The organism is Primorskyibacter sedentarius, assembly GCF_004342065.1.
GTDB lineage: Bacteria > Pseudomonadota > Alphaproteobacteria > Rhodobacterales > Rhodobacteraceae > Primorskyibacter > Primorskyibacter sedentarius.
This window is the reverse complement of sequence record NZ_SLZU01000007.1, coordinates 17060-42553: the sequence shown is the minus strand read 5'-3', so window position 1 is coordinate 42553 and position 25494 is coordinate 17060. Positions and strand designations below refer to the sequence as shown.

Annotated in this window: 19 protein-coding genes, 1 tRNA gene and 1 other RNA gene; 6 read left to right on the top strand and 15 right to left on the bottom strand. The window is 62.1% G+C overall.

Translation table 11 applies throughout. The features are described 5' to 3' along the window. The first annotated feature begins 193 nt into the window (after positions 1-193). The 4 genes from EDD52_RS11340 (at position 194) to EDD52_RS11325 (ending at position 6683) form a co-directional block, all read left to right on the top strand. Complete coding sequence (locus EDD52_RS11340) at positions 194-3127, top strand: Rne/Rng family ribonuclease (protein ID WP_132245007.1); 2934 nt, start codon at positions 194-196, stop codon at positions 3125-3127. Between the two features lie 128 nt (positions 3128-3255). Then, a complete protein-coding gene (locus tag EDD52_RS11335; RefSeq protein WP_132245005.1) occupies positions 3256-4002 on the top strand; it encodes a cytochrome c biogenesis CcdA family protein in 747 nt (248 codons plus the stop codon). Between the two features lie 93 nt (positions 4003-4095). Next, positions 4096-5334 (top strand): hypothetical protein, encoded by a 1239-nt coding sequence (locus tag EDD52_RS23965; protein ID WP_243651906.1) that lies wholly within the window; start codon positions 4096-4098, stop codon positions 5332-5334. Beyond that, the gene (locus tag EDD52_RS11325) at positions 5331-6683 is read left to right on the top strand and encodes a cytochrome P450 (protein WP_132245003.1); all 1353 of its coding nucleotides are present in this window, start codon (positions 5331-5333) and stop codon (positions 6681-6683) included. Before EDD52_RS23965 ends, EDD52_RS11325 begins: the two co-directional genes overlap by 4 nt. 143 nt (positions 6684-6826) lie before the next feature. Here EDD52_RS11325 and EDD52_RS11320 read toward each other — a convergent pair whose 3' ends face one another. The 5 genes from EDD52_RS11320 to ssrA all read right to left on the bottom strand — a co-directional run bounded on the left by EDD52_RS11320 (position 6827) and on the right by ssrA (position 9837). Further along, positions 6827-7093 (bottom strand): ribbon-helix-helix domain-containing protein, encoded by a 267-nt coding sequence (locus EDD52_RS11320; protein ID WP_132245001.1) that lies wholly within the window; start codon positions 7091-7093, stop codon positions 6827-6829. Next, entirely contained in the window at positions 7090-7275 is a 186-nt protein-coding gene (locus EDD52_RS11315; RefSeq protein WP_132244999.1) for a DUF4169 family protein, read from the bottom strand. The genes EDD52_RS11320 and EDD52_RS11315 overlap by 4 nt, the downstream gene beginning before the upstream one ends. Continuing rightward, positions 7272-8666 (bottom strand): class II fumarate hydratase, encoded by a 1395-nt coding sequence (fumC, locus tag EDD52_RS11310; RefSeq protein WP_132244998.1) that lies wholly within the window; start codon positions 8664-8666, stop codon positions 7272-7274. Before fumC ends, EDD52_RS11315 begins: the two co-directional genes overlap by 4 nt. A gap of 102 nt (positions 8667-8768) precedes the next feature. Next, the gene (locus EDD52_RS11305) at positions 8769-9281 is read right to left on the bottom strand and encodes an SspB family protein (RefSeq protein ID WP_132244996.1); all 513 of its coding nucleotides are present in this window, start codon (positions 9279-9281) and stop codon (positions 8769-8771) included. Positions 9282-9483: 202 nt separating this feature from the next. Beyond that, positions 9484-9837, bottom strand: a transfer-messenger RNA (tmRNA) gene (gene ssrA, locus EDD52_RS11300). Positions 9838-10005: 168 nt separating this feature from the next. Between ssrA and EDD52_RS11295 the strand changes: the two genes are divergently transcribed. Then, a complete protein-coding gene (locus EDD52_RS11295; RefSeq protein WP_132244994.1) occupies positions 10006-10521 on the top strand; it encodes a DinB family protein in 516 nt (171 codons plus the stop codon). Between the two features lie 59 nt (positions 10522-10580). Here EDD52_RS11295 and EDD52_RS11290 read toward each other — a convergent pair whose 3' ends face one another. From EDD52_RS11290 to speB, 5 genes are all read right to left on the bottom strand, one after another. Beyond that, positions 10581-12341: a sigma-54-dependent Fis family transcriptional regulator gene (locus EDD52_RS11290; RefSeq protein WP_132244992.1), complete on the bottom strand. Its 1761-nt coding sequence runs from the start codon at positions 12339-12341 to the stop codon at positions 10581-10583. Between the two features lie 202 nt (positions 12342-12543). Then, positions 12544-12617 (bottom strand) — tRNA-Gly (locus EDD52_RS11285). Positions 12618-12861: 244 nt separating this feature from the next. After that, the gene (locus EDD52_RS11280; protein ID WP_132244990.1) at positions 12862-14901 is read right to left on the bottom strand and encodes an ASKHA domain-containing protein; all 2040 of its coding nucleotides are present in this window, start codon (positions 14899-14901) and stop codon (positions 12862-12864) included. 132 nt (positions 14902-15033) lie between these two features. After that, on the bottom strand, positions 15034-15714 hold the full coding sequence (locus EDD52_RS11275; RefSeq protein WP_132244988.1) for a hypothetical protein: 681 nt from the start codon (positions 15712-15714) through the stop codon (positions 15034-15036). A gap of 160 nt (positions 15715-15874) precedes the next feature. Then, a complete protein-coding gene (gene speB, locus EDD52_RS11270) occupies positions 15875-16831 on the bottom strand; it encodes an agmatinase (protein WP_132244986.1) in 957 nt (318 codons plus the stop codon). 155 nt (positions 16832-16986) lie between these two features. Between speB and guaB the strand changes: the two genes are divergently transcribed. Further along, entirely contained in the window at positions 16987-18435 is a 1449-nt protein-coding gene (gene guaB / locus EDD52_RS11265; RefSeq protein ID WP_132244984.1) for an IMP dehydrogenase, read from the top strand. 68 nt (positions 18436-18503) lie between these two features. Here guaB and EDD52_RS11260 read toward each other — a convergent pair whose 3' ends face one another. The 5 genes from EDD52_RS11260 to EDD52_RS11240 are packed head-to-tail and all read right to left on the bottom strand — an operon-like array spanning position 18504 to position 25450. Then, positions 18504-19370 carry a hypothetical protein gene (locus tag EDD52_RS11260; RefSeq protein WP_132244982.1) on the bottom strand — a complete coding sequence of 289 codons (867 nt, stop codon included), beginning with the start codon at positions 19368-19370 and terminating at the stop codon, positions 18504-18506. Continuing rightward, positions 19367-20740 (bottom strand): DUF3131 domain-containing protein, encoded by a 1374-nt coding sequence (locus tag EDD52_RS11255; RefSeq protein WP_132244980.1) that lies wholly within the window; start codon positions 20738-20740, stop codon positions 19367-19369. Before EDD52_RS11255 ends, EDD52_RS11260 begins: the two co-directional genes overlap by 4 nt. Then, on the bottom strand, positions 20737-22569 hold the full coding sequence (locus EDD52_RS11250) for a glycosyltransferase (RefSeq protein ID WP_132244978.1): 1833 nt from the start codon (positions 22567-22569) through the stop codon (positions 20737-20739). Before EDD52_RS11250 ends, EDD52_RS11255 begins: the two co-directional genes overlap by 4 nt. Then, on the bottom strand, positions 22566-23738 hold the full coding sequence (locus EDD52_RS11245; RefSeq protein WP_243651905.1) for an acyltransferase: 1173 nt from the start codon (positions 23736-23738) through the stop codon (positions 22566-22568). The genes EDD52_RS11250 and EDD52_RS11245 overlap by 4 nt, the downstream gene beginning before the upstream one ends. After that, positions 23708-25450 (bottom strand): DUF3131 domain-containing protein, encoded by a 1743-nt coding sequence (locus EDD52_RS11240; RefSeq protein ID WP_132244976.1) that lies wholly within the window; start codon positions 25448-25450, stop codon positions 23708-23710. Before EDD52_RS11240 ends, EDD52_RS11245 begins: the two co-directional genes overlap by 31 nt. Between the last annotated feature and the right edge of the window lie 44 nt (positions 25451-25494).

Here is a 25494-nt window from a genome sequence, read left to right as displayed (position 1 = left end):
AAATGGGCGCCCGACCCGAAACGGTAGGGCGTCGGAGAAGAACCGCGATGAAGCGCGCGCATGATCTGAGGCTGGCAGTGGGGGACCAAGAGTCCGCCACCAGCATTGCGCCGCTCTTCGCCCTGACAAGTCATCGCCGCGAACCATCCGGTCCCCCTGGGATGCGGAATTCTGCGGCGTGCGAACGGAAAACATGGCCAAGAAAATGCTTATCGATGCCACCCACGCGGAAGAGACCCGCGTCGTGGTGGTTGACGGAACCAAGGTTGAGGAATTCGACTTTGAATCTGAAAACAAACGCCAGCTAGCTGGCAATATCTATCTCGCCAAGGTCACACGCGTGGAGCCGTCGCTTCAGGCGGCCTTTGTAGACTACGGCGGAAACCGGCACGGCTTCCTCGCCTTTTCGGAAATTCATCCCGATTACTACCAGATCCCCGTCGCCGACCGCGAGGCGCTGATGGAGGAAGAGCGCGCCTATGCCGAGGCACAAAAGGCGCGTGACGAGGATGACGAAAAGCCGAAATCCTCCCGCTCCCGCAGCCGGTCGCGAAAAAGCTCCAAGACCGAAAGCGCCAAACCGGATGATCTGAAGGTCACGCAGGAAGTCGCCAAGCCCGAGGGTCAGATCTCGGGGATGGAGACGATTGACCTGGACGAGGACGAAGTCGCCGAGGGCAGCTCTCCGATGGAGACTGTGCAGGAGACGCCGTTTGAAGAACCGGTCGATGCCCCCGTTGAAGCGCCCGAAGCGGAGGTCGCAGAGACCGAAGCGGCAGAGGCCGAGACGGCGGAGGTGGCCGAGGCCACCGATGATGCGCCCGTTGAAGACGCCGAAAATGGCGATGCCGAGGAAGACGAGCCCGCCACGGATGATGCCGCAGATCGCGACAGCTCGATTGAATCCGTCGCTGACGAGGACGATCAGGAAGACATTCGCCCGGTTCGCAAGCCTCGTCCGCGCCGCTACAAGATCCAGGAAGTCATCAAGGTTCGTCAGATCCTGCTGGTGCAGGTCGTCAAGGAAGAGCGCGGCAACAAGGGTGCGGCACTGACGACCTACCTGTCGCTGGCCGGCCGGTATTGCGTCTTGATGCCCAACACGGCCCGTGGCGGCGGCATCAGCCGCAAGATCACCAACGCCGTGGACCGCAAGAAACTCAAAGAGATCGCAGCCGAGATTGAAGTGCCCAAGGGCGCTGGCCTGATCGTGCGGACGGCAGGTGCCAAGCGCACCAAATCCGAGATCAAGCGCGACTATGAATATCTGCAACGGCTGTGGGAACAGATCCGAGAGCTGACGCTGAAATCCATCGCACCTGCGAAGATCTATGAAGAAGGCGACCTGATCAAACGCTCGATCCGCGATCTTTACAGCCGCGAGATCGACGAGGTTCTGGTGGAGGGCGAGCGCGGTTACCGCATCGCCAAGGACTTCATGAAGATGATCATGCCGTCCCACGCCAAGAACGTGAAACATTACGCCGAGACGCTGCCGCTGTTTGCGCGCTACCAGGTCGAAAGCTACCTGTCGTCGATGTTCAACCCGACGGTCCAGCTGAAATCCGGCGGCTATATCGTGATCGGCGTGACCGAGGCGCTGGTGGCGATCGACGTGAACTCCGGTCGGGCGACCAAGGAAGGCTCGATCGAGGAAACCGCGCTGAAGACCAACCTGGAGGCCGCCGAAGAGGTGGCCCGCCAGCTGCGACTGCGGGATCTTGCCGGTCTGATCGTCATCGACTTCATCGATATGGACGAGCGCAAGAACAACGCCGCCGTCGAGAAGAAGATCAAGGACAAGCTGAAAACCGACCGTGCCCGCATCCAGGTTGGCCGGATTTCCGGTTTCGGCCTGATGGAAATGAGCCGACAGCGTCTGCGCCCCGGTATGATCGAGGCGACGACTCAGCCTTGTACGGCTTGTCACGGAACGGGCCTGATCCGATCCGACGACAACCTGTCGCTGTCGATCCTGCGTCAGGTCGAGGAAGAAGGCACGCGCGGACGGTCGCGCGAGGTTCTGGTGAAATGCCCGGTCGGCATCGCCAATTTCCTGATGAACCAGAAGCGCGAGCATATCGCCCAGATCGAGGGCCGTTACGGGATGTCCGTGCGGATCGAGGGCGACCCGACGCTGGTTTCGCCTGATTTCTCTCTTGAGAAGTTCAAGACGGCGACCCGCAAAGTGGCAGAGATCGTGATGCCCGTCGTGTCGGTTGATACCTCGCTGATGGATCAGGTCGACGAAGACGAAAGCTTTGAAGAGCCCGAGGATGACGCGGAGGAGGTCAACAAGTCTGACGCCAAGACCTCTGACGACGCATCGGGTACGGGCAGCGACGAAGAGGGCAAGCCCAAGAAGCGCCGTCGTCGTCGTCGTCGGAGCCGGTCGAAATCCTCGGGGGCCGAGAGCAATGGCGAGAACGGCGAAACCCGTTCGGAAGATGCGCCTGCCGAAGAGGTCAAAGCCGCGGATGCGGTGGAAGAGGCCGGAAGTGCCGAGGTGAAGGCCGAGGATGCGGCGCCAGAAGCGCCTGCAGAGACGGCTGAACCGGTGGCCGAAGCCAAAGAGGCCGAGGCGCCTGTCGACGCTGCGGAGCCGGTTCCCGAAGCTGCGCAAGCCGAAGGCACGCCCGAGGCAGAGGTCGAAGCCCCCAAGAAGCCTGCCTCCCGCGCGAAGGCGAAGCCGAAGTCGAGCACCTCGAAATCGACAGCCAAGCCCAAGACCACCCGGTCGCGCGCAAAGCCGAAGGCCGCCGAGAAGGACGCCGTTGCAGCAGCGCCTGTTGAGGCACCAGCCGAAATCGTCGCCGAGCCTGTTGAGGTTGCGGAACTGGCCGAAGCCCCCGTGGCTGACGTTGCCGGACCTGCCGTGCCGGAAGCAGCGATTGCTGAATCGGAAGCGGTAGAGGTCGCAGCGGCTCCTGAGCCGGAAGTGGTTGAGGCCGCGACAGAGGTGGAGCCACAGCCAGAGCCGCAACCCGAGCCGGTTGCGGAACCTGCGCCGCAGGAACCCGAAGCGACAGACAAAGAGCTGGAAACAGCGTCGGTCGAAGCGGAACCCACACAAGAGGTTGAAGAGGACAAGCCCAAGAAACGGGGCTGGTGGTCCCTGGGCCGCTGAACATAATGGTTTTGAACCCCCGGCCATTGCGCCGGGGGTTTCGTTTTTGCGCCAGTGTTTCAAAGCCGCCACGAGGATGTGACAGCATGTGCCGTGACGCGGGCGTCGCGATGATCTAAGCGGGAAACATGTTTGGAATTGACCTTATCGATGCGGGCCTTCTGCCTGCCATGCTGGTGGCGCTTGTCGCCGGGCTGATGTCCTTTCTCAGCCCCTGCGTCCTGCCCATCGTCCCGCCATATCTTGCCTATATGTCCGGTGTGTCGATTGCCGATGCAGGTGCCGGGCGGCGCAGCCAGATGCTCTTGCCTGCGCTGTTTTTTGTGCTTGGCCTGTCGACGGTGTTCCTGCTGTTGGGGTTCACCGCCTCTGCAATCGGCGCGATGTTCCTGCAATTTCAATCGACCCTCAACACGCTGGCCGGGATCATGGTGATGATCTTTGGCGCGCATTTCGTGGGCGTCTACCGGATCGGTTTTCTGGACCGCGAAGCGCGGCTTGACGCGGGGGATCGCGGCGGGTCGGCCTTTGGCGCCTATGTTCTGGGGCTCGCCTTTGCCTTTGGCTGGACCCCTTGCATCGGCCCGCAGCTGGGCGCGATCCTGTCGCTTGCCGCGTCCGAGGCGTCGATCAGCAAGGGCACGTTGCTTCTGGGCATCTATGCGGCGGGCTTGGGCATTCCGTTTCTGCTGGTCGCGGCCTTCCTGCCGCAACTGACCGGCGTGATGGGCTGGATGAAACGCCATATGGCGCAGATCGAACGGGTGATGGGCCTGCTGCTTTGGACCATTGGCCTGCTGATGCTGACCGGTGGGTTCTCTGCATTTTCCTTCTGGTTGCTGGAAACGTTCCCGGCGCTTGCGACACTGGGGTAAGCCGTGGTCTGTCCGGCGATGCGGCGGCCCTGATCGTGCCGGCTTACCTACGTGCGATTGCTCCTGTAGCATGGCCCCAAAAGAGGGCATGACATGGATGGAGCAGGGCAGGAAGTGAGGCGCCGCCGGGTGTTCTACATCCCCGGCTATGATCCCATTCACCCAAGAAGATACCGGGAGCTTTACCGCAAGGAAGGCGCTGCCCAGGCCGAAATCAGCGGTTACGAAGTGGCGCTGCGCCCGCGCGAAAGCACGGCCAAGGGGCGCTATGGTTGGCGCGTGAATGGCCGCATGGAAGGCGCTGAAGTTGCAGCGGAATTCGAGGTTCTTGTCTGGTCGGATATTGTTCGTGACAGCATGGCGCAGGGCATCCTGTCGACCTACGCGCAGCTCTTGCGCACCTCGTGGATCTATATCGGGTCGGGCGCGCTGTTCCGGCTGATGCGTTTGCGTAAGGGCCCGGTCATTGCGGCGCTTTATCCGGTTGTCTTCCTTTTGGTGCAGGCGCTGGTCGCGCTGGCAGCGGGATGGGGCGTCTTTGCCCTGCTTGACAGGCTGCTGGGCTTTCTGCCGGGAGCGTCAGAAAGCGCTGTTGCCTTGGCGGGCGGCATCGGGATTGGCTACGGCATTTCGGATTGGTTCAGGCGGCAGGACGGCAGGTTTTTCGCCTATTACCTGATGCATGATTTTGCCCATTCGGCCGCTCTGAAAGGCGCCTATTCGCCCGACTTACAGCGGCGCATGGCCGAGTTTGCCGCCACAATTGCCGAGGCGCTGCGCGAGGATCTCGACGAGGTTCTGGTCGTTGGGCACTCCTCTGGTGCCCATCTTGGCGCGTCGATTCTGGCGGATCTGATCCGGCAGGGCGGTGTTCCTGCCAAAGGGCCGAGGCTGGCATTTCTGACCTTGGGGCAGGTGGTGCCGATGGTGTCCTTCCTGCCGAATGCCGATCAACTGCGCGCGGATCTGCATTTTCTTTCAGCCCGTGACGAGCTGACCTGGGTCGATGTGACGGCGCCCGGCGATGGCTGCGCCTTTGCGCTGTGCGATCCTGTCGCGGTCACGGGCGTCGCGCCAGAGGGCAAGCGCTGGCCGCTGGTGATTTCGGCAGCCTTCACCCAAACGCTTTCCCCGCAGCGCTGGAAAGAGCTGCGCTGGCGCTTTTTCCGACTGCATTTCCAGTATCTCTGCGCGTTTGACCGGCCCGGAGATTACGACTACTTCAGGATCACCGCGGGTCCGGTCAGCCTTGCAACACGTTTCGAAGGGCGCGCACCGTCCAGATCCCGGCTGGAAACGGCCGTTTCCAAATTCACGTCGATGGCTGCATGACCGACCTTCCGCCAAAGCCGAAATCGCGCCCCGACAAGGTTTCGTTGCTGCGGTATGCGCGGCTCTTTCGTCAGGACATTCTGTCGGCGCAGCCTGCGCGGCTCTACCGGGCATGGATGGCGGAATTCCGAACGCCGTTTTTCCGTTCCTACCTGCTTAACCAGCCTGATCTTGTCAGCACGGTTCTGAAGGCGCGGCCCGATGATTTCCCAAAATCCGACCGCATCAGCGAAGGTTTGCGCCCCTTGCTGGGCGAGAGCGTGTTCCTGACCAATGGCGAGACGTGGAAACGCCAGCGCCGCATCATCGACCCCGCGTTCGAGGGCGGGCGTTTGCGGGGGACCTATCCGGCGATGTGGGCCGCGGGACAACAGGCCCTGACGCGGCTGCGCGCGCGGGCAGGGGAGGTTGTCGAAATCGAGGAGGTCGCCAGCCATGCGGCTGCCGACGTGATCTTTCGCACGCTGTTCTCTGTCCCGATCGAGGATGAGATGGCGCAGGCGGTATTCCACGAATTTCGCAACTACCAACGAAGCCAGCCGCTCCTCAATATTGCGGCCTTCGTGCCACTGCCGCGCTGGATGCCGAGGTTCTTTTCGCGCCGGACGAAGAAGGCGGCGGGCAGGATCCGGACCTTGATCACCCGCATGACCGAAGCGCGCAGGCAAGAGATCGCTGCAGGTACCGCGCCCGATGACCTTGCGACCAAGATCATGACGACGCGCGACCCGGAGACTGGCGAACTTTTTTCGGTTGAGGAAATGGTCGATCAGGTGGCGATTTTCTTTCTGGCCGGGCACGAAACGTCTGCTTCGGCGCTGGGGTGGGCGCTGTACCTCATGGCGCGCTATCCGGATTGGCAAGACCGCGTGGCCGCAGAGGCGCAACACCTGTCCACAGGTGAATTTTCTGAACTGTCCAGCCTGAGGATCAGCCGCGATGTGTTCCGCGAGACGTTGCGGCTATACCCTCCGGTCCCGATGATGGTGCGAGAGGCGAGCTGCCCCGAACGGTTCCGCGACAGGGAGATTGCCAAGGGCGCCCAAATGGTCATCAGCCCATGGCATCTGCATCGTCATGAACGGCTTTGGGACACGCCGGATGCGTTTGACCCGGCGCGCTGGCAAACCGAAAACGGCAAGGCCTGCGCGCGCGAGGCGTATATCCCATTCTCTGCCGGGGCGCGGGTCTGTCCCGGTGCGGGCTTTGCGATGATAGAAGGCGTGATGCTTTTGTCTTTGCTGCTGCGAGATCTGAGGGTAGACCCCGTCGATACCCCGGAGCCTGTCGCGCATCTGACGGTAAGATCCCGGGACGGTATTCGCCTGCGAATTGCAAAGCGCGACTGACGTCGGCGCGGCGCGTCCCTGCCTATGATTCCGGACCATAGGAGTCGTAGAAGCTGCTTTATGCCGGGCCAGAGATCTTCCGTGATCCGCCGGTCACAGGCCTTAAGACGCGAACACCTAACGGGGCAGCCCTGTTTCGCCAATCACGACGCTTGTCCATCCCCGCCCGTGACGGATGCGGGGGCTGGCAATAAGCGATCCTTGTAATACTGAAGGATATAGACCCTGATGGCCGAGGCCAGTCCGGCCTCGATCCCACGTTTCTCGTCAATCTCGGCGGCGAGCACGTTCAGGGGCTTGTCTTCGGCGGCGGCGATCTCGCGGAAGGCATGCCAGAAGGCATCCTCCAGCGAGACGCTGGTGCGGTGGCCGCGCAGGGTCAGGGACCGTTTGACCGGTCGGGCGCTCATGCGTCCTTGTCGTCGACCTTGTGCCCGTCCAAGGCCTTTGCCGCCTTGGACAATTTCGCAGTCATCGCCTGCTTGTCGGCCTTGCTGCGCCCGAATTTCGCGGAATGCATGTTGGCATCGCGCTTTTCAGCATCGCGTTTGCGATCCTTGCGGGCCTTGTTGAGATTGGTGAGGTTGCTCATTCCTTGGGTCCGATCATGTCTTCGGGACGTACAACCCGATCAAAGGTCTCTTCATCGACAAAGCCAAGCGCAATCGCTTCTTCTTTCAACGTGGTGCCGTTCTTGTGTGCTGTCTTGGCAACCTTGGTGGCGTTGTCATAGCCGATTGTGGGGGCCAGCGCCGTCACCAGCATCAGCGATTCCTTCATCAGTTTGTCGATCCGTTCGACATTCGCCTGCGTGCCCACCACCATGTTGTCGGTGAAGGCCGATGCGCTGTCGCCCAGAAGCTGCATGGATTGCAACACGTTGTAGCTCATCATCGGGTTGTAGACGTTCAGCTCGAAATGGCCTTGGCTGCCGGCGATGCCCACGGCGGCGTCATTGCCCATGACATGCGCGCAGACCATGGTCAGCGCTTCGGCCTGCGTCGGGTTGACCTTGCCGGGCATGATGGACGAGCCGGGCTCATTTTCCGGCAGGATCAATTCGCCCAGACCGGAGCGGGGGCCAGAGCCCAGCAGCCGCATGTCATTGGCGATCTTGAACAGGCTGGCCGCAACGGTTTTCAGCGCGCCCGAGAACATGACCATCGCGTCATGGGCGGCGAGGGCTTCGAACTTGTTGGGGGCCGTGACGAAGGGCAGGCCGGTGATTTCGGCCATATTGGCCGCAACCGTTTCGGCCCAGCCTTTGCGGGTGTTCAGCCCGGTGCCGACAGCCGTGCCGCCCTGCGCCAGTTCGTAAATGTCGGGCAGGCACATCTCGACCCGCTTGATGCCCTGCGCAACCTGATGGGCATAACCGCCGAATTCCTGGCCAAGCGTCAGCGGCGTGGCATCCTGCGTATGGGTGCGGCCGATCTTGATGATGTCCTTGAATTCTTCGGACTTGGCGGCCAATGCGGCGTGCAGCTTGCGCAGCCCCGGCAGCAGCACGTCACGCGCCTGCATTCCGATGGCGACATGCATCGCGGTGGGGAACGTGTCGTTCGACGACTGGCCCATATTGCAGTGGTCATTGGGGTGGACGGGGGTCTTGGACCCCATCTCGCCGCCCAGCATCTCGATCGCGCGGTTCGAGATCACCTCGTTCGCGTTCATGTTGGACTGCGTGCCAGAGCCTGTCTGCCAGACGACCAGCGGGAAGTTGTCATCAAACTTGCCGTCGATCACTTCGCCTGCCGCAGCAACGATGGCATCACCGATTTCCTTGTCGAGCCCGCCCTGTTCAAGGTTGGCCATGGCGCAGGCTTTCTTCACCACACCCAAAGCGCGGATAATCGGCACTGGCTGCTTTTCCCAGCCGATCGGGAAGTTGATGATCGAGCGCTGGGTCTGCGCGCCCCAATACTTGTCTGAGGGAACCTCAAGAGGGCCGAAGCTGTCGGTTTCGGTGCGGGTCTGGGCCATGGAACGCTCCTGTCGTATGCAATTGCATGCCGTTTAGCGCCGATCCCTTTCGCCTGCAATCTGCCACAGGCGCGCAGGGTAGGGGCAGGGCGTCTGGGGTGGTTATTTTCTGAAACTGTCGAGACTGACGACTTCGGCGTCCTTCGCGGGCTTTGACGCCTCGGATTTGGACCCTGACGCTTCGCCGGGCCGCTCTTCGTTGCGCAGGATCTCGGGGATATCCGCGTGGCCTTCATTCTCGTCGTCATCTTCGTCGTCATCGTCCTGGGTTTCAAACCGCAGGCCGAATTCGACCGAAGGGTCGACGAATGTCTTGATGGAATCGTAGGGGATATAAAGAGGTTCAGGCGCGTCCCCGAAATTCAGCGAGACACCAAAGCCATCATCGCCGACCTCCAGATTGTCGTACCAGTGCTGCATCACCACGGTCATCTCTCCGGGGTAGCGATCAGACAGCCAGTCGGCGATCTTTACATCCGGGTGGCCGGTATCGAAGGTGATGAAGAAGTGATGCTCTCCGGGCAGCCCGTTCGCGGCCACGTCGGTCAGAACTTCCTTGATCAGGCCCCGCATCGCGCGGTGCATCAGATTGCCGTAGTCTATGCTGCCGGACATATGTGTTTTCCCTGCAAATTTGTCGCCAGCATATGCGATCCGTCGGAAAACAAAAGACCGGGTGGGACGAAAATTTGCCCCTCTTCGGCCCTTGGCCCGCATGGGCGAGGCAACGCTCATCGGGCGGCTGCAGCATGGCGCGGCGCGCCGGGTGCAAACAGGTAACGGAACGTCGTGAATTTCGTCGCGAAAAAGAGGGGAAAGTGCAGGCTTCTGTTGCCAGGTGCCTGCGAACCCCGCCTTACGCTGCTAGGCGCAAGGGCTTAAGTTCGACAAACTCGAACTGCTTACGCAGCCAGAGCCATTGTCGGAGCACGGTTGTCATTTGCAACTGTACGATTTGTACCGATAACGGTGGTAACTCACCGGGACAAAGCTAACCCCTTTAGACGTTCGTCGATCCTATTTCGGCCCCATGATCCCCAAATGAAGGATATTTGGTGGAGCCGCCGGGTACCGCCCCCGGGTCCGATCCGCTTATTACGAGCGCGTTTATGTCCATAGCTCCCGAAGGAGCAAGGTGAATATAGGGGGCTTTGGCGGGCATGCAAAGGGGGGCGGGGCAAAGTTTCCGGATTTTCACCCGCTGCTGCATGGGCCTGCCGGGAATGCCGCCTGTTTCGCCTTGCATGTGCTTTGCGCGATCCGGCAATGTGTGCCGGTGGCGCCGGGTCTGGCGGTGCGGCATCGTTCCTGTGGTCTTGAGCGTGAAAAGGGTAGCCGAATGATCTCGCCTGAATATGTACTGACGATGGCACGCTACAACGCCTGGCAGAACCGCCAATTGCGCGGGGCATTGGAGCGGATGACAGACGCGTCGCTTCGGCTGGACCGGGGCGCGTTCTTCCGCTCGATCTTCGAGACGGTGAACCATTTGTTATGGGCCGACCAGATATGGATGGCGCGGCTGGACGGTGGCACGGCGCCGAAGGGCGGCATCCCGGAAAGCCACAAGTTTCAGCCCACGCTTGCTGCATGGAGCGCAGAGCGGTTCCGAACGGACGGCCGCATTCTGGGCTGGGCAGAGGCACTGACGGAGGAAGAGCTAAAGGGAGACCTGAAATGGTATTCTCAGGTTCAGAAGGCCGAGCAGACTAAGCCAAAGGCGCTTTGCATCGTGCATCTGTTCAATCACCAGACGCATCATCGTGGGCAGGTCCATGCGATGGTCACGGCGGCGAAAGAAACGGCCCCGACATCCGATCTGCCGTTCATGCCGGCAAACGGGCCTTGGCTCTGACGCCCTCTTCGCTCTGACGCCCTGACGGCACCTGCCGCGTTGATGCGCGGCCGGCGCGTTCAGGCAGGGGGCGTCAATCCGGCGCGCCGCATCCGCCGCATCACCGTCGACCGGTTGACCCCCAGCCGCCGGGCGGCCTGCGCCATGTTCCAGCCGCAGGCCTCCAGCACGTCTTCGAGCGTTTCCTGCGGCGCGGCGGGGCCACCAAGCCCGGCTGGCGGCGGCAGGTCCGGCAGGTCGATCACCTCGCCATCGCAAAGCGCCACAGCCACGTCGAGCACGCTTTCCAGCTCGTGCAGGTTGCCGTGCCAGACCCGGCCGGTCAGATCCGCGCGCGCGGCGGGGGACAGGCGGAGCTCGTCCTGCGCCCGGCGTCGTAGCAGACGGTCGATCAGCCAGCCCAGATCCTGACGTTTGCGCAACGGCGGCAGCGCCAGTTCTGCCCCGGACAGCCGGTAGAACAGGGGCTTGTGGAACAGCCCGTCATTCACAGCGCGGCCAAGGTCGGTGCAGCATGTCGCGACCGGGCGCAATCCGGGCCGCTCATCCAGCAGCGAGGTCAAGAGCGCCTGCGCCTCTCTGGGTAGCTCTTCGATCCGGCGCAGCAGAAGCGTGGCGCGGGCCTGTCCGGGCGCGCCCAGAAGCTCTTGCAGCCGGTCGGGGGTTTGTGCTGCACATTCCACCGTGATCAGCGCACGGTCGGCGCCCCCGGCCACGTGGATCGCGCGGGCAAGCCGCATTTTTCCGGTTCCGGTTTCCCCCGATACCAGCAGCGGCACATGCGTTCTGGCCAGCCGCTCGGCCCGTTCCAGCAAAGGCTGCATTCCGGCGTCGGTCCCGGCGAGCGCATCCAGCGGACCGCCGGTTTTGCGCAGTCGGCGCGCAGGAGTGCCCGATGACCTTGGCGATTGCGGCGCGATAGCGTGCCCGAACAATGCGCCGCCATCGCGCAGGTTGACGACGCGATCCTCGGTCGGGCGATCGCGCATGAGGTCGGGCAGATCATCCACCGACAGATCCAGCAGGGAATCGATCCGCTGGCCCAGAAGCGGCGCGGTATCGCCCCGGAAGAGCTTGTCCGCGGCACGGGTGAACCCGATGATGCGTCCGCCCCCGTCCAGCGTCACGGCCGCTTCGGGATCGACATCCAGAAATTCCGGGCTCGTCGACAGGCGCAAGACCCATTCGCGGCGGCTTTGCGCCATGAGGTTGGCCATCTCGACCCGCCGCGCCGAGGAGGTGACTAGGCTCATCGCAAGGTTCTGGCTGGATTTCGGCGAAGGGGATTGCAGCAGGGAAATGTCCAGGACCGCCGCAAGTTGGCCGAGGCTGTCATAGACCGGCGCCGCCGTGCAGGACAGCGCGGTATGGGCGTTGCCGAAATGGTCGTCCTGATGGATGGTCACGGGTTCGCCGGTCACGATACAGGCGCCCGCGGCACATGTTCCGGCCAGATCCTCGGACCAGTTCGCCCCCATGAAAAGGCCCGAGCCGCGCAGCTCGTCCTCGAAATCCGGATCGCCGAAAAAGTCGACGCAGACGCCCTTGGCATCCGTCAGCAGCACGGTGTAATTCTGCCGCGCGACCTGCCGGAAAAGGCTTTGCAACCCGGATCGCGCGGAGGCGATCATCCGTTCGGCCTGCATGCGATGCTCGCGCAGTTCCGCCTCGGTGACGATATGGGCGGGGTCCGCGCGGGTCGGATCCATGCCGTAGATCTCGACGCAACGTTTCCACGACTCTGAAACCTGGCTGTCCCGGCCGGTGGTGCGCCCCTCCAGCACCCGTTCAATCTCTTCGACGTGATTACGTTCGATCATTTCTTCCGTTCAGCTGGTCTGCGGCGGGTTTTAGCATAAAACCACCCCCCTGACTACGCGCCAAAGGTCTGAACCGATGGGGTTGGACTAGGGGCAGGAACAGCATTTCCAGGGCTGCGGATGCGCGACAGGGTGATGGTACTGCAACGGCGTCCCGTACGAAGGGCGGGCGCGGATAAGCAATGTGCTGATGGGCAAGCGATGGAGCGGGTAACGGGAATCGAACCCGTAACTTAAGCTTGGGAAGCTCGCGTGATACCTTTTCACCATACCCGCGCTCTGGAGCGTTTGAATATGATCTGCCCACGGCAAGGTCAAGGGGCAGTAAGCGCGCGGCGTGCAGAGGTCAGGCGCGCGTGCAAAGAGGCCCCGGCGAAAGCAGCTGTTTCTAGCGCTGCGCCTCGCCGGGGCGGAAGAAGGGCTGCTGATTAAGGCCCGGAATTGCCTCGCCCGGTCTGCGTCATGGCGCGCGGGCGTCCGTTGTTTGCAAGTGTTTGCAAGGTCAACTTTGCGCGGCCCGTCAAGTCCGTCGACGCCTGCGGCGGCCACCGCTATCACCGCCCCCGTCGTTAAAACTGACCTTGGGCAGGGTTGCTATGGCTGAAAGGTTCGGGAACGGATCCGTGGCATGTGGAATTGCGTTGGCATTGACGAAATGCTCTTGGAACTTTGGCTCGATGGCGGTTTCCACCTTGGTGATCTGGCGCACTGTTGCCTCAATCTCCACCCTTGAGGCGACGTTGCACAGGGCGATCCGGGCGCCGGTTCCGGCGGCATTGCCCGCGCTGGTCACATGATCCAATGGCACGTCCGGGATCATCCCCAACACCATCGCATGCAGGGGCGAGATATGGGCGCCAAAGGCCCCGGCCAGAACAACGCGGTCGACTTGGTCCACACCCATCTCGTCCATCAGTAGCCGCGCCCCGGCATAAAGCGCCGATTTTGCCAACTGAATCGCGCGGATATCGCCTTGGGTGACGGTGATCAGCGGGCCGCCATCGGCTGTGCCGTCATGCACGACATAGGCATGGGTGCGGCCCTCGGGGATGCTGCGGGCCGTGCCGGTCTGCGCGGCCGATCCGATCAGCCCCGAGGGATCCAGCAATCCCGCAAGGCGCATCTCGGCCACGGCCTCGATGATGCCCGATCCGCAGATCCCGGTGATGCCCGTCGCGGCGGTAGCAGCGTCAAAGCCATCCTCATCCGACCAGAGCGCGCAACCGATCACCCGGAACCGGGGCTCGTGGGTCACAGGGTCAATACGGATCGCTTCGATCGCGCCGGGGGCGGCGCGCTGGCCAGAGCTGATCTGCGCGCCCTCAAAAGCGGGGCCGGTGGGCGAAGAACAGGCCAGCACACGGGTCGAATTGCCCAGAAAGATCTCCGCGTTGGTGCCCACATCGACGATCAGCGACAGATCTTCGCGCTTGCCCGGCTCTTCAGACAGCGCCACAGCGGCCGCATCGGCCCCGACATGGCCGGCGATACAGGGCAGCACATAGATCTGCGCGCTGCTGTTCAGCGCCGTCAGATCCAGATCGCGCGCCGGGAAGGACAGGCTGTCGGATGTCGCCAGCGCAAAGGGCGCCTGACCCAGTTCCAGCGGATCGATCCCGAGCAGGAGGTGGTGCATCACCGGGTTGCAGACAAAGACCGCCTCGACGATCAACCGCTCTGCCACGCCGGCCTCTGCCGCCAGTTCGGTGATCAGCGCGTTCAGCGCATCGCGCACCGCCCTTGTCATCTCGACATCGCCACCGGGGTTCATCATCACATAGCTGACCCGGCTCATCAGATCCTCGCCGAACCGGATTTGCGGGTTCATGATGCCCGAGGACGCCTTGACCTCGCCGGTCACAAGATCGGTCAGATGGGCCGCGATGGTGGTTGACCCCAGATCGATTGCCAGACCGAACAGGCCACCTTCGTGGAAACCGGGCCAGATATCGATCAGGCGATGCGGGCCGGGGACATGCGATTTGTGCAGGGCGACCGTGACCTTCCATCCGCCCTTGCGCAAAACCGGTTGCAGCCGCGCAAGGGTGGACAGGTCGGCGGCAATCCCGGGGATGTCCCATTGTGCCTTCAGCGCGCGTTCCAGCCGTTCGAAATCGCCCGTGGGTTCGTGCATGTCGGGCTCGTCCACCTCGACATAATAAAGCCGCGTCGCCGGATCCATCTCGATCACCCGGGCCGAGGCCGCCTTGCGCACCACCTGACGGTGGACCTGGCTTTCGGCGGGCACGTCGATGACAACATCGCTCTGGATCGTGGCCTGGCATCCGAGGCGACGACCGGCTTTCAGGCCGCGCTTGCTGTCATAGCGTTCCTCTACCGCGTTCCATTCGGACAGGGCATCGGGCGCGACCGTGACGCCATGCTTGGAGAATTCGCCGTAAGAGGGCGTGATCTGGCATTTGGAACAGATGCCACGCCCGCCGCAGACGGAATCAAGGTCGACCCCCAGCTTGCGTGCGGCGGTCAAGACCGGGGTGCCCGCGGGAAAGCGACCGCGTTTGCCGGAAGGGGTGAAGATCACAAGGGGATCGGTGCTCATCTATGCGTGCCCGCCTGACGGAATGGGATTTTCCGCGAACATAGTGATTGTGACGCCGGGGGAAAGTCCGGAAGCGCCACGAAACCGCGCATCTCCGTCACGGATCGGGGCCTGTCCTCGGAAATTCCCGGCTTAGTTCGTCCATGGCAGCACTTCGGGGCCGACCAGCATCACCAGTAAGGGCACGGGGGCGACGGCGAGCATGATCGTGAAAAGCGTGCTCCACGTCCCGAAAACACGGCTGAGGCCCGCAACCATGGCGATGCCACCGCCACCACCGATCACCGAATTGCCGGGCAGGTTGAAGAGGACCGCCAGAGCGATGTAGCGGAACCGGGCAATCGCCGTTCCCAACCGCCCCGGAAGCCGTTGGGTCAGCGCGCCCAGCCGTGCCTCTGCCGGAAGCGCCTGAACGCGGTCGAGGAAATCGGCCGCTCGGCCCAGCCGAAGATCGCTCAGGATGCTGCAAAGCCACGGATAGGGCATGTAGCGCCCGGCCAGAAAGGCCAGCGTCAGCCCGATGCAGGTGGCCAGCCAGACGAAGGGCGCGGCCTCGGCGCCTTTCATCAGCAGCAGCGAGATCCCGATCTCTACCCCCGGCATGAAGGGCACGGCGACAAGCAACGCGTAGACGACAAGCGCCGCGACCATGATGATCGGCATGCCAAAATCCGTGTCGACATGCTGTCCGAAAGCATTCGCCCAGCTCAGCAACCGCTGAAGAAGTACCACCGCCACGGCCGCGACCCCGAACCGGATCAGGTTGCGTCGCAAGGCACGCGGCGGTGCGGGGGGAAAGCGCGGGCGTGTCATGCTGTCAGCCTAGCGGCATGCGCCGTCCGCGGATACGAAGATCGCGCGAACTGCCGGAAAAACAACGTGTATTCACGACGAGGGGCCCATCTGCAGGCAAATGCCGGTCAGCCCGCCAGTTGGGGTGACTTGGCCGCCCTTGCCTTATCGTCGCAACGCGTCAGCGCTGCGCCCTTTCGTGAAAGATGAAACCCAGCGTGTTGAGCAAAAGCTGCGCTGCAAGGATCGAGGTGCTGCCCGTGGGGTCATAATCCGGCGCAACCTCGACCAGATCCAGACCCACGACCTCGTTGCGGCGGGCCACGGCCTGAAGCAGCTCCAGCACCTCGTAGTAGAGAAAGCCGCCGTGGCTGGGCGTGCCGGTGCCCGGCGCGATGGAGGGGCAGAAGGCGTCGATATCGATGGTGATATAGACCCGCACGCCGCGCGGGATGCGGGCCGCCGCTTCGGCCACACTCAGCTCTCTGACCTGACGGACGGACAGAATATCGGACCCCATGGCGCGGGCATCCTCGTACCCCTCCCGCGCGGTAGAGCTGACATTGCGGATGCCAAGCTGGGTCAGGCCGGTCACATGGTCCTGCTCGGCCGCGCGGCGCATCGGGTTGCCGTGGCCGTGGCGGACGCCGTGCCGTTCGTCGACGAAATCCAGATGCGCGTCGATCTGGAGGATATGAATATCGCCCTGATCGTCAAAGGCGCGAATACAGGGGATGTTGATCGAGTGGTCGCCGCCGATGGTGACGGGCAGGGCGCCCGCGGCAAGGATGGCGCGCACGCCGGCCTCTATATTGGCATGGCTTTGCTGGGTATCGGTGTGGATGATGTCGGCATCGCCAATATCGACCATGATGACCTCCGGCCCCAGATAGGTGACGTCATCCTCGTGATCATAGGCGCCCGCATGGCCAAAGCTGAACAGGGTGGAGGCCTCGCGCACACCGCGCGGGCCGAACCGCGCGCCGGCCCGCCATTGCGTGCCCGCATCAAACGGGGCGCCCAGAATGGCTACATCGGCGTCAATTGCGTCCCAATCCTCGATATAGGGTTTCTTGCCGAAGGTGCAGATACCGGTGAAGGGCAGGTTCATCCTGCCGGTGTCATATGTGTTTGCCATCTGGACCTCTGCCTCTGTTTCGCGCTGATGCGACCAGAGCGGCACGCAAATGGCAAGACCTGCGATGACCCGTCGTCACGTTTCGCTCTTTCCTTTCCGGCCGCCCCGTGAGATAGGGACGCGTCAAACGACGCTCCCACCGAAAGGTCTGTTCCATGGAGATTCGCGAGGCACTCACCTTCGACGATGTATTACTGGTTCCCGCAGCATCCAACGTGCTGCCCAACACCGCTGACACCCGCACAAGGGTGACCAAGGCGATTGCGCTGAACATTCCGTTGCTCAGCTCTGCCATGGATACGGTGACGGAAAGCCGGATGGCCATCACAATGGCGCAGGCCGGCGGGATGGGCGTGATCCACCGCAACCTTGATATCGAACAGCAGGCCCGCGAAGTACGCCGGGTGAAACGTTTCGAATCCGGCATCGTCTACAGCCCGGTAACCCTGACGCCCGATCAGACGCTCGCGGATGCCAAGGCGCTGATCGAGCGCTATAATTTCACCGGGTTTCCCGTGGTTGATGAAAAGGGCCGGGTGGTCGGTATCGTCACCAATCGCGATATGCGCTTTGCCGAGCATGACGATACGCCCGTCCGCGCGATGATGACGTCGGACAATCTTGCCATTCTGCAAGAGCCGGCTGATCGCGAGGAAGCCAAGAACCTGATGAAGGGCCGGCGGATCGAAAAGCTGCTGGTGACGGACAAGAACGGCAAGCTGACCGGGCTGCTGACGCTGAAAGACACCGAACAGGCCGTGCTGAACCCGACCGCCTGCAAGGACGGTCTGGGGCGGCTTCGTGTGGCTGCGGCCTCGACCGTGGGCGATGCCGGTTTCGAACGCAGCCAGGCGCTGGTTGAGGCCGGTGTCGATATGATCGTGATCGACACGGCGCACGGCCATTCCGAAGGCGTTGCCAACGCTGTTGAACGCGCGAAGGCGCTGTCCAACGAGGTGCAGATTGTCGCGGGCAATGTCGCCACGGCAGAGGCCACGCGCGCCCTGATCGGGGCGGGTGCCGATGCGATCAAGGTGGGCATCGGGCCGGGCTCCATCTGCACCACGCGTATGGTCGCGGGCGTCGGCGTGCCGCAGCTGACCGCGATCATGGATTGCGCCAAAGGGGCTGGGGATGTCCCGGTAATCGCCGATGGCGGCATCAAGTTTTCGGGCGATTTTGCCAAGGCAATTGCGGCGGGTGCCTCCTGCGCGATGGTTGGCAGCATGATTGCGGGCACGGATGAAAGCCCGGGCGAAGTCATTCTATATCAAGGCCGTAGCTTCAAGAGTTACCGTGGAATGGGCTCTCTTGGGGCGATGGCGCGCGGCTCTGCCGACCGCTATTTCCAGAAAGATGCGGCCAGTGACAAGCTGGTGCCCGAGGGCATCGAAGGTCAGGTCCCCTACAAGGGCACGGCAACGGCGGTGATCCACCAACTGGTGGGCGGTTTGCGCGCCGCGATGGGCTACACTGGCTGCGCCACGGTCGATGAGATGCGCACGAACTGCCAGTTTGTAAAGATCACCGGGGCCGGGCTGAAGGAAAGCCACGTGCATGACGTGCAGATCACCCGCGAGTCGCCGAACTACCGCATCGGTTAACCGAAGGGCGGTTGCCTCAACGGTTTCGGGGGCCTCGCGGAGGCCCCCAAGCGGAAAGCAGCGACGGTCTATTCAGTCGTCGGCGCGCATAGCAGCGCGTCCAGGGCAGCGATAGCCTCTTCATTGCTCAACGCCGCTGCGGACGGCCCGAGGATTTCTTCCAGTGCCGCACGGGTTCTGCGGCCCGGAAACCCGTCAAGCGGCCCGGGATCGGCCCCGGCCTCGACGATCAGCCGCTGCAAGGTCAGGCCCGGTGCCCCTTCGGGCATGGAAGCGATACCGCAGGGGGCTGTCGGGGTTTCATCCGCAACAGGGGCCTCTTCGACCTCTTCCTCTACAGGGACAAGCGGGGGGAGCGGCGGCAGGGCCACAGGCGTGTCGGAAACGGGGGGTGGCAACTCTCTTTCAGACGGGTCGGGTGTCTCTGGCCTGCCCGTTGTGTCCGGGCCATCGGGTTCTTCTGAACCGGATGGGTCGAGCGCCCAGCCATCGGTTTCCGGCGCAACCTTTTCGGGCTCCGGCGCCGGTGGCAACGGGGCCTTCACGGTTTCCGGTGCAATGAAACACTGACCCATCATATCCGCGACCCTCAGCGCCGCCGCGGGTGGATCCCCTTCGGCAGTCTGGGAACAGCTCTCCGCGCCGGGTTCGCACAGGACCGAGACCGACCATGCGGGCTCTGGCCCGATGTCTTTGATCGTCGCTTCGCCATTGGCGTAGATCTGATAGCCGTAGCCACTGATGACGCCTTCTTGCCAGACGCCGGGAAATCTGGGCGAGGGGACATCGGCGCGGCGTGTGACAACACCGGTTGCGCCGGGCAGCGGGCGGTCAAAACTCGCGCCAACGCAGGGGTCTGCCGCAGCAGCTTGCGAGGCGACGATCAGGCCGGCCAGCGGGCCAAATGTCAGCGCGTGTCTAATTTTGTGCGTCATTGGTCCGCCCGTGCGATCGGCCCGTGTACGCGGAAGGCAAGCGACGCCAGAACAACGGCATTCGTGTTGGCCGTTACCGAACCGTTGGTCGATCCGTCCGCCTCGTAGATGCCTTCGGGCCAGCCGCGATCCGTGTCGCCCAGGGGCGCTAATGCAGAGACCAGCTCTTGGGTATAGTCAGTGCCGAAAAGCGCGTCCCAGGCGAAGGCTGTCTTGACCGTGACGGTCCGCTTGCTGTCCAGCCGCTCGCCCTGAAAGGTCATGACGGCCCAGGGTGCGCCACCGCCCCAGATGGTCGAGTAGACGAAGTAGGGCGCCTCATCCAGATGCGACTCGCTGACGGCCGTCAGCTGCCCGGTTTCACGCCAGCGCGCCTCCTGCGCCTTGTAGATGGTGGTGGCAAAGCGGTGGGACCGCGCATCAAACCCGAATTCCAGCCCGTCAAAGACATAAGGTTCCGAAACTGTGAAGGCCGGAGTGACATTGCGGTGCAGCCGGTCATCCACCGGGATGGGCTGTCCTTCGACCTCTTTGACCATCAGGTGATCTTCGGCGCGGTAGGCGCGCACCATGTCGAACCCGCGCAGCATCATCGCCTTGGCGGCATATTGGCCGTACCCGACGCGGCCTTCCTGATCGCGGCGCAGCCCTTCCTCGGCCATGTTGCCACCGATCAGCTGACCATCTTCGACCATCTGATCCAGATCCCAATGGTCCATCACGGCGGCGACCTTGCCCGCAAGGGAGGGGTAGCTTTGCTCTGCATGGCTGAGCGTGCCGACAGCCCGCGCAATATCCAGCGCCGACCAGCCCAGACCGCGTTCGACCGGCTTGTTGGAGTAGTCCACCAGATCGCCGGTCTGCACGTTGTAGGCCTTGTTGGGCAGGATGTCGTCGAACAGACGGATGGACGCAAGCGTATCCATCACCCGGCCCAGACGCTCTTCGGCCTCGTCGCTGTCGATCAGGCCAAGAAGATCGGCGGAAATGACGGCCACGATATAAGACCCGGTTTCCCACATGGTGGTGGAGGGGTATTGATCCGCCGAATTCACCAGACCGGTTTCCGGATGGGTGTTGTTTTCAAAGTACGTCCAGGCGATGCGGGCATGCGCGAGGTCTTCCGGCCGGCTTGACCCCGTGATCGCCAGAGGCAGCGGTTCGATGGCCTCAAAAGCCGCGATGGGGGCAGGGCTCAGGCCCGGCGCCGAAAATTCCGCCGGAACGGGCTGCGCGCTGGTCCGCTCTGGCATAGGGGGATCTGCAGGCATGTTCTTTTCCAATTGCAGCACAAGGCCAAGACCACATCCCAGCGCCACCAGAAAGACAATATGGCTGCGAGCATTGATTAGGTTGTCACGAAAGCTCATGCCGGTTGGGCCTCTTTTGTTTCAGGTGGTTGCCACATCGCTGCGGCAATGATGCCGCCCATGGCAAAACAGTTGTTCAGGCCCCACAGGATGTTGGCCACAACGCCGCTTACGGAATGGTTGGTCTCGCCAAAGGTCAGGGCAGCGACCGCCCAGAGCGTCCCGGCGAGTGTCAGGACGACCACGCCGATCTGTGGTCGCACGAGGGTCAGGAAATTGCCCGATTGGCGAACCTTCGGTGTCACCTTGAACGAGATTTTCTCGCCGCGAGCCACAGTCAGGATTGCCCGCAACCCCAAGGGGAAGAAGGACAGGTAGCTGGCCTTTGACGGATAGCCCGCGATGCCCCATGTGCCCGCCATGATCGCCAGCTCCAGCGTCACCAGAAACGGGATCAGGTGCAGGAAGAATTCGGCCGAATAGGCCGAAACGGGCGAAATGCCGGTGAAAAGATAGATCGCGGGGGCAAGCAGGAAGACGATGTTCCACAGCGGCGCGAGGTAAGAATAGAATGTCGTGCCGTACATGATCCGCTGCCCAAGGGTCAGCCCCTTGCGGAAGATCGGGTTGTCATGGACGAGGATATCCAGACTGCCGCCCGCATATTTGAACCGCTGCACTGTCCAGGTAAGCAGATCCTGCGGCGAGAGCATCTTGCTCTCGACGATCGGGTGCATCTTGGACTTCCAGCCGCGCTCCGTGTCGGAATGCAGAACGATCGAGGTGTAGATATCCTCGGAGACATGGAACCGGTAGGGGGTCAGGACCTCGGTCGCGGCGGCCTCTGTCTTGATCGCTTCCATCAGTTCCGGTGCGACTTCGCGTTCCTTGGAGGACACGGTCACGACTTCCTCGACCGCCCATGTGCGTTCTTCGACTTTCTTGCCAAAGCTGCGCAGCGCTGCCTCCATCACCGCTTCGCGCCGGTGGAGCGATCCCGCACCACAGCAGAAAGAGGCGTTCACCCAGTTCCGGCGGCGCTGGATGACGTCGTAGAACATCTTGGGGTCGTTGACGAAAGGGTCGTCGCCATAGGTTACCGGGCCGATGATCTTCTCGATGCCTTGGCCCAGCATACGACCGGGTGAGCCGAGGTAATTTGCCAGCTTGGCAGGCAGGCGTTCGCCTTCGGGCAGGTCGTAGAACCATTGCGGCGTCTGCACCCAGGCCATCTTGGGATCGCGGAAGTAACCCAGCGTATGTTCCAGAAGCGTTGGAAACGGGCGGGTGTCTGCGTCGCAGATCACAAGGAAATCGCCGTGGGTTTCTTCCATCGCGTTGCGCAGATTGCCGGCCTTGAAGCCTTCGTTGCTGTCGCGGGTGATGTAGTTAGCGCCCTCATCTTCGGTCACCGCGCGCATCTCCGGGCGGCGGCCATCGTCAAGTATATGGATGCGAATGTCGATCGGATGCGGATAGGTCATGCGCTTGGCATCCTGAATGCCAAGGCGGACGAGTTCCGGATCTTCGTTATAGGTGGCAAACATCACGTCGACGGCGATCTTGCGATCCCCTTCGGGATGGTCAGGGGCCACGTCACGCAGGACTGCGGGCGGTTCCTCGATCTTGATCGGCTCGTCTTTCCACAGGTTGAAGACGAACAGCAACATACCGAAGAACGCGCATGTCTCTGCCAATGCCAGAGGCACCGCGAACCACATCGCGTCAGGGTTCAGTGAATGGGACCAACGCCACCAGATATACCAGCCGCCCACGACAAGCGCGACCGTGGCCAGGAACTGCCAGACAAGCTCGCGCCAGGGATTATAGGGAAGGGGGGGCGGCGGCGTGCGGTCTTCGTATTTCAGGAAATAGTCGTCTTCGATCATGCGCCTGCGGCCTTTTTCTTGCGCGCTTCCCACGGGGTCGGGCCCAACCCGACCGTCCATGCCAGCACACCAACTTTTGACAGCCCCAGCGCCACAAGGAACGATCCGGGGAGTGCCACGCAGTATCGCAACAGCACGATCAGGGTGGGCGACATGCCTTCGTAAAGGCCCGAGGAAAACAGCGCGATGTCGTATAGATCAATCACCGCGGGATGAACGAGATAAACGCCGAACGTGTATTTCGCCAGCTTGGACCAGCGTGGCCCCCAGTCGAGGTACTGTCCCCCCAGAAAGATCAGGAAGATGCAGATCGGCATCAGGAAATGGCCGTAGAAATCCCACCCGCTGCGCAGGCCCCAATTGCCGGTCTCGTAGGCGGTGGCGAAAAAGGGCAGGGTCGCCACATAGGCCAGAGCGGCGAAGTAAAAACCGCCCCGGCGAAGCAGTCGGCTTTCACCGCGCGGGATGCCGTCTTTCCAAAGGCCGTAGATCGCAAAGGCCGCAAGGCCGTACCCCACATAGCCAAAGATCTTCAGCGCACGGATGATATAGTCGCGGATTTCGGCCTCCAGCCCCAAACCCCAGACCCATCCTTGGGTGTTGTTCATGATGCCAAGCGTCAGGAACAGCGTCAGGCCCAGTATCGGGTAGCGCGTGGCACCGCGCATCAACGGGTAGAACAGGAAAAGCGCGAAAAGCGTGGGCAGGAAGTGCATGTGATACTGCACCTTGCCGAGGATGAAGTAGCCGAACCAGCTTTGAACCTGGGTAACTTGTGTCCAGATGTAATCGGTGTAGTTGAACGCCTCTGCCTTGAACAGGCGGAAGAAAGCGTAGAACACCACCCAGAAGGCAAAGGGGATCAGCAGGCGCTTTGCCTGCGTTCCGATGGCCGAGCCGTAGCTCGGCATCTTCTTGTCGACCCGCATCGCCATCAGGAAGAGCGAGAAGAAAAAGAACATCTCCGAGCCCGAGAATTCACCCAAGGAGCGCAGGAACACCGGGATCAGACGTTCGGCAGGTTCGGCATCGGCAAAGGGTTTGCCGCCGAAATCGGTTGTCGAATGGATCAGGACGACGCCAACCGCTGCGAATACGCGGTTGGCGTCGAACCAGACCAGCCTTGGCTTGCCCGCACTCATGGCTGCGAGGCCGAGGGGCTGCTGCACGATTTGGGCAACACCTTGCGCGGCGTGGGCAGGGGCAGGTTATGCTTTTCCGGCCGGCAATCCGTTGCTGCGGTCTCTCCGGTGGTGGGGACCGGGCGGCAATAAAGAAACTCTTCAAGCGGAATGACAGGCTCGATCTCGTCCTGCGCGCAGGCACAGCAATTCACGACCTCTTCCATCATGCGCGGATGGCATTTGTTGTCCCGCAGATCGGTCCCGGCATTGGCCGTATCCCAGACTTCCGTTTTGTTGCTGACCTGCTGAAGGATCGGCCCCTGCACCTTGTAGAGCAGCGCGGCAAGGATGATGCCGTTGTTGTTGGCCGTCTGCAACGGGATGAAACCATTGCCGTTTTCGTAAAGCCCTTCGTAGAATCCGACATCAGGCTCGTAAAGGTCGGCGACGCTTTCAAACAGCAGATCGGTGTAATCCGTATCCCACAGCGCCCAAAGCCCGATGGCAGCCTTTGCGGCAATGGCCGAACGGTCGGGCTGATACTCGCCCGTCGGGTCAAGCGTGTTCCACGCATAGCCGTCTGCGAAGATCGAGTCGTAGACGAAATAGGGTTTTCCGTTCACCTGGTGCTCGGACCTCGCCGTGATGATACCGGTCTGTTCGTACCGGCGCTGCTGCACAAGGTAGATGCGGTTCGCGAATTCGGCGCGCCACCCATGAGAGGCCGTCAGACCGTCATTGGTGCGATCGCTGGGCATGTCCCAGCCAAGTTCCAGACCGTCGAGGATATAGCCTTCGGTCAGAACGTAGTTCTGGTTCTTGAAGATGCGCGGATCCCGGCCATCATAGGGCACTTTCACATCGTAGATCGTGGTGTAGGAAAGCGGCTCCGGAGACATGGCCCGGTCCACGTCGAACCCCCAAAGGGCAAAGCCCTTGGCGGCATATTCCTCGTAGCCAAGCCGCCCTTCCTGCACGTAGCGGGTATTGCCATCGCCCTGCGTGAAAGAGCCGAACATCCGGCCATCCTCGTTCACGAGGTTGCAGAAATTCCAGCGCATGGGCACGTTGTCGACGCTGTTGGCAAGGTGAGGATATCGCTCCTTCAGGATCTTGAGCCATACCAGCATCCGCCCGATATCAAGCGCGGACATACCAACCTCGCCGGGTTCGTTAGCATAGTTCACCTTTGCCCCGGTCTGGGTGTTGTACACCTTGTTGGGCGCCTCGCCCCGATACAGGTCAAGGTTGCGGAGCGTGTTGGTCAGCTTCGTGACCCGCGTGTCGAAATCACGCTTGTCGATGACGCAGAGTTCAAACGCCGCCACCATCGCACTGATATAAGAGGCCGTGTCCCACAGCGTCGTGGAGGGGTAGGAGCCAACGGCGTTCACCAGACCGGTTTCGGGTTGAAACCGTTTCTCGAAATAGGACCAGGCGACCTTGGCCATTTCATACTCGCGGTCGGTCAGCGGACCACTGCGCCCGAAATGCGCGCTCGACATCCTGCCCGTACCGCGAGAGCATTCCCGGGCGCGTGTAGAGCCGTCAAAGTCTATGAAGAGCGGCGATTCCGACCGGATCGTGACGCTGTTATACTCCTCGCCATTCAACGTGACGTTGTCGACGGTCAGCGAGCTTGGCGGCGGTGCAGGGGTTTCTTCTGCGTCCTGTGCCGCCAATCCGACTGGCATCGCCAGAGAAAGACAGACTATTGCGCTCTTTGTCAGGTTTTTCGCGATGGGCGCGGTATTCATGATCTCTCTCCGTTCAGGATAACTCTTTAATAACATCGTCGCCG

Bases quoted from the DNA above. Each gene is read 5' to 3' on its own strand.
- EDD52_RS11340 (WP_132245007.1), top strand. From the start codon at position 194: ATGGCCAAGAAAATGCTTATCGATGCCACCCACGCGGAAGAGACCCGC.
- EDD52_RS11335 (WP_132245005.1), top strand. From the start codon at position 3,256: ATGTTTGGAATTGACCTTATCGATGCGGGCCTTCTGCCTGCCATGCTG.
- EDD52_RS23965 (WP_243651906.1), top strand. From the start codon at position 4,096: ATGGATGGAGCAGGGCAGGAAGTGAGGCGCCGCCGGGTGTTCTACATC.
- EDD52_RS11325 (WP_132245003.1), top strand. From the start codon at position 5,331: ATGACCGACCTTCCGCCAAAGCCGAAATCGCGCCCCGACAAGGTTTCG.
- EDD52_RS11320 (WP_132245001.1), bottom strand. From the start codon at position 7,093: ATGAGCGCCCGACCGGTCAAACGGTCCCTGACCCTGCGCGGCCACCGC.
- EDD52_RS11315 (WP_132244999.1), bottom strand. From the start codon at position 7,275: ATGAGCAACCTCACCAATCTCAACAAGGCCCGCAAGGATCGCAAACGC.
- fumC (WP_132244998.1), bottom strand. From the start codon at position 8,666: ATGGCCCAGACCCGCACCGAAACCGACAGCTTCGGCCCTCTTGAGGTT.
- EDD52_RS11305 (WP_132244996.1), bottom strand. From the start codon at position 9,281: ATGTCCGGCAGCATAGACTACGGCAATCTGATGCACCGCGCGATGCGG.
- EDD52_RS11295 (WP_132244994.1), top strand. From the start codon at position 10,006: ATGATCTCGCCTGAATATGTACTGACGATGGCACGCTACAACGCCTGG.
- EDD52_RS11290 (WP_132244992.1), bottom strand. From the start codon at position 12,341: ATGATCGAACGTAATCACGTCGAAGAGATTGAACGGGTGCTGGAGGGG.
- EDD52_RS11280 (WP_132244990.1), bottom strand. From the start codon at position 14,901: ATGAGCACCGATCCCCTTGTGATCTTCACCCCTTCCGGCAAACGCGGT.
- EDD52_RS11275 (WP_132244988.1), bottom strand. From the start codon at position 15,714: ATGACACGCCCGCGCTTTCCCCCCGCACCGCCGCGTGCCTTGCGACGC.
- speB (WP_132244986.1), bottom strand. From the start codon at position 16,831: ATGGCAAACACATATGACACCGGCAGGATGAACCTGCCCTTCACCGGT.
- guaB (WP_132244984.1), top strand. From the start codon at position 16,987: ATGGAGATTCGCGAGGCACTCACCTTCGACGATGTATTACTGGTTCCC.
- EDD52_RS11260 (WP_132244982.1), bottom strand. From the start codon at position 19,370: ATGACGCACAAAATTAGACACGCGCTGACATTTGGCCCGCTGGCCGGC.
- EDD52_RS11255 (WP_132244980.1), bottom strand. From the start codon at position 20,740: ATGAGCTTTCGTGACAACCTAATCAATGCTCGCAGCCATATTGTCTTT.
- EDD52_RS11250 (WP_132244978.1), bottom strand. From the start codon at position 22,569: ATGATCGAAGACGACTATTTCCTGAAATACGAAGACCGCACGCCGCCG.
- EDD52_RS11240 (WP_132244976.1), bottom strand. From the start codon at position 25,450: ATGAATACCGCGCCCATCGCGAAAAACCTGACAAAGAGCGCAATAGTC.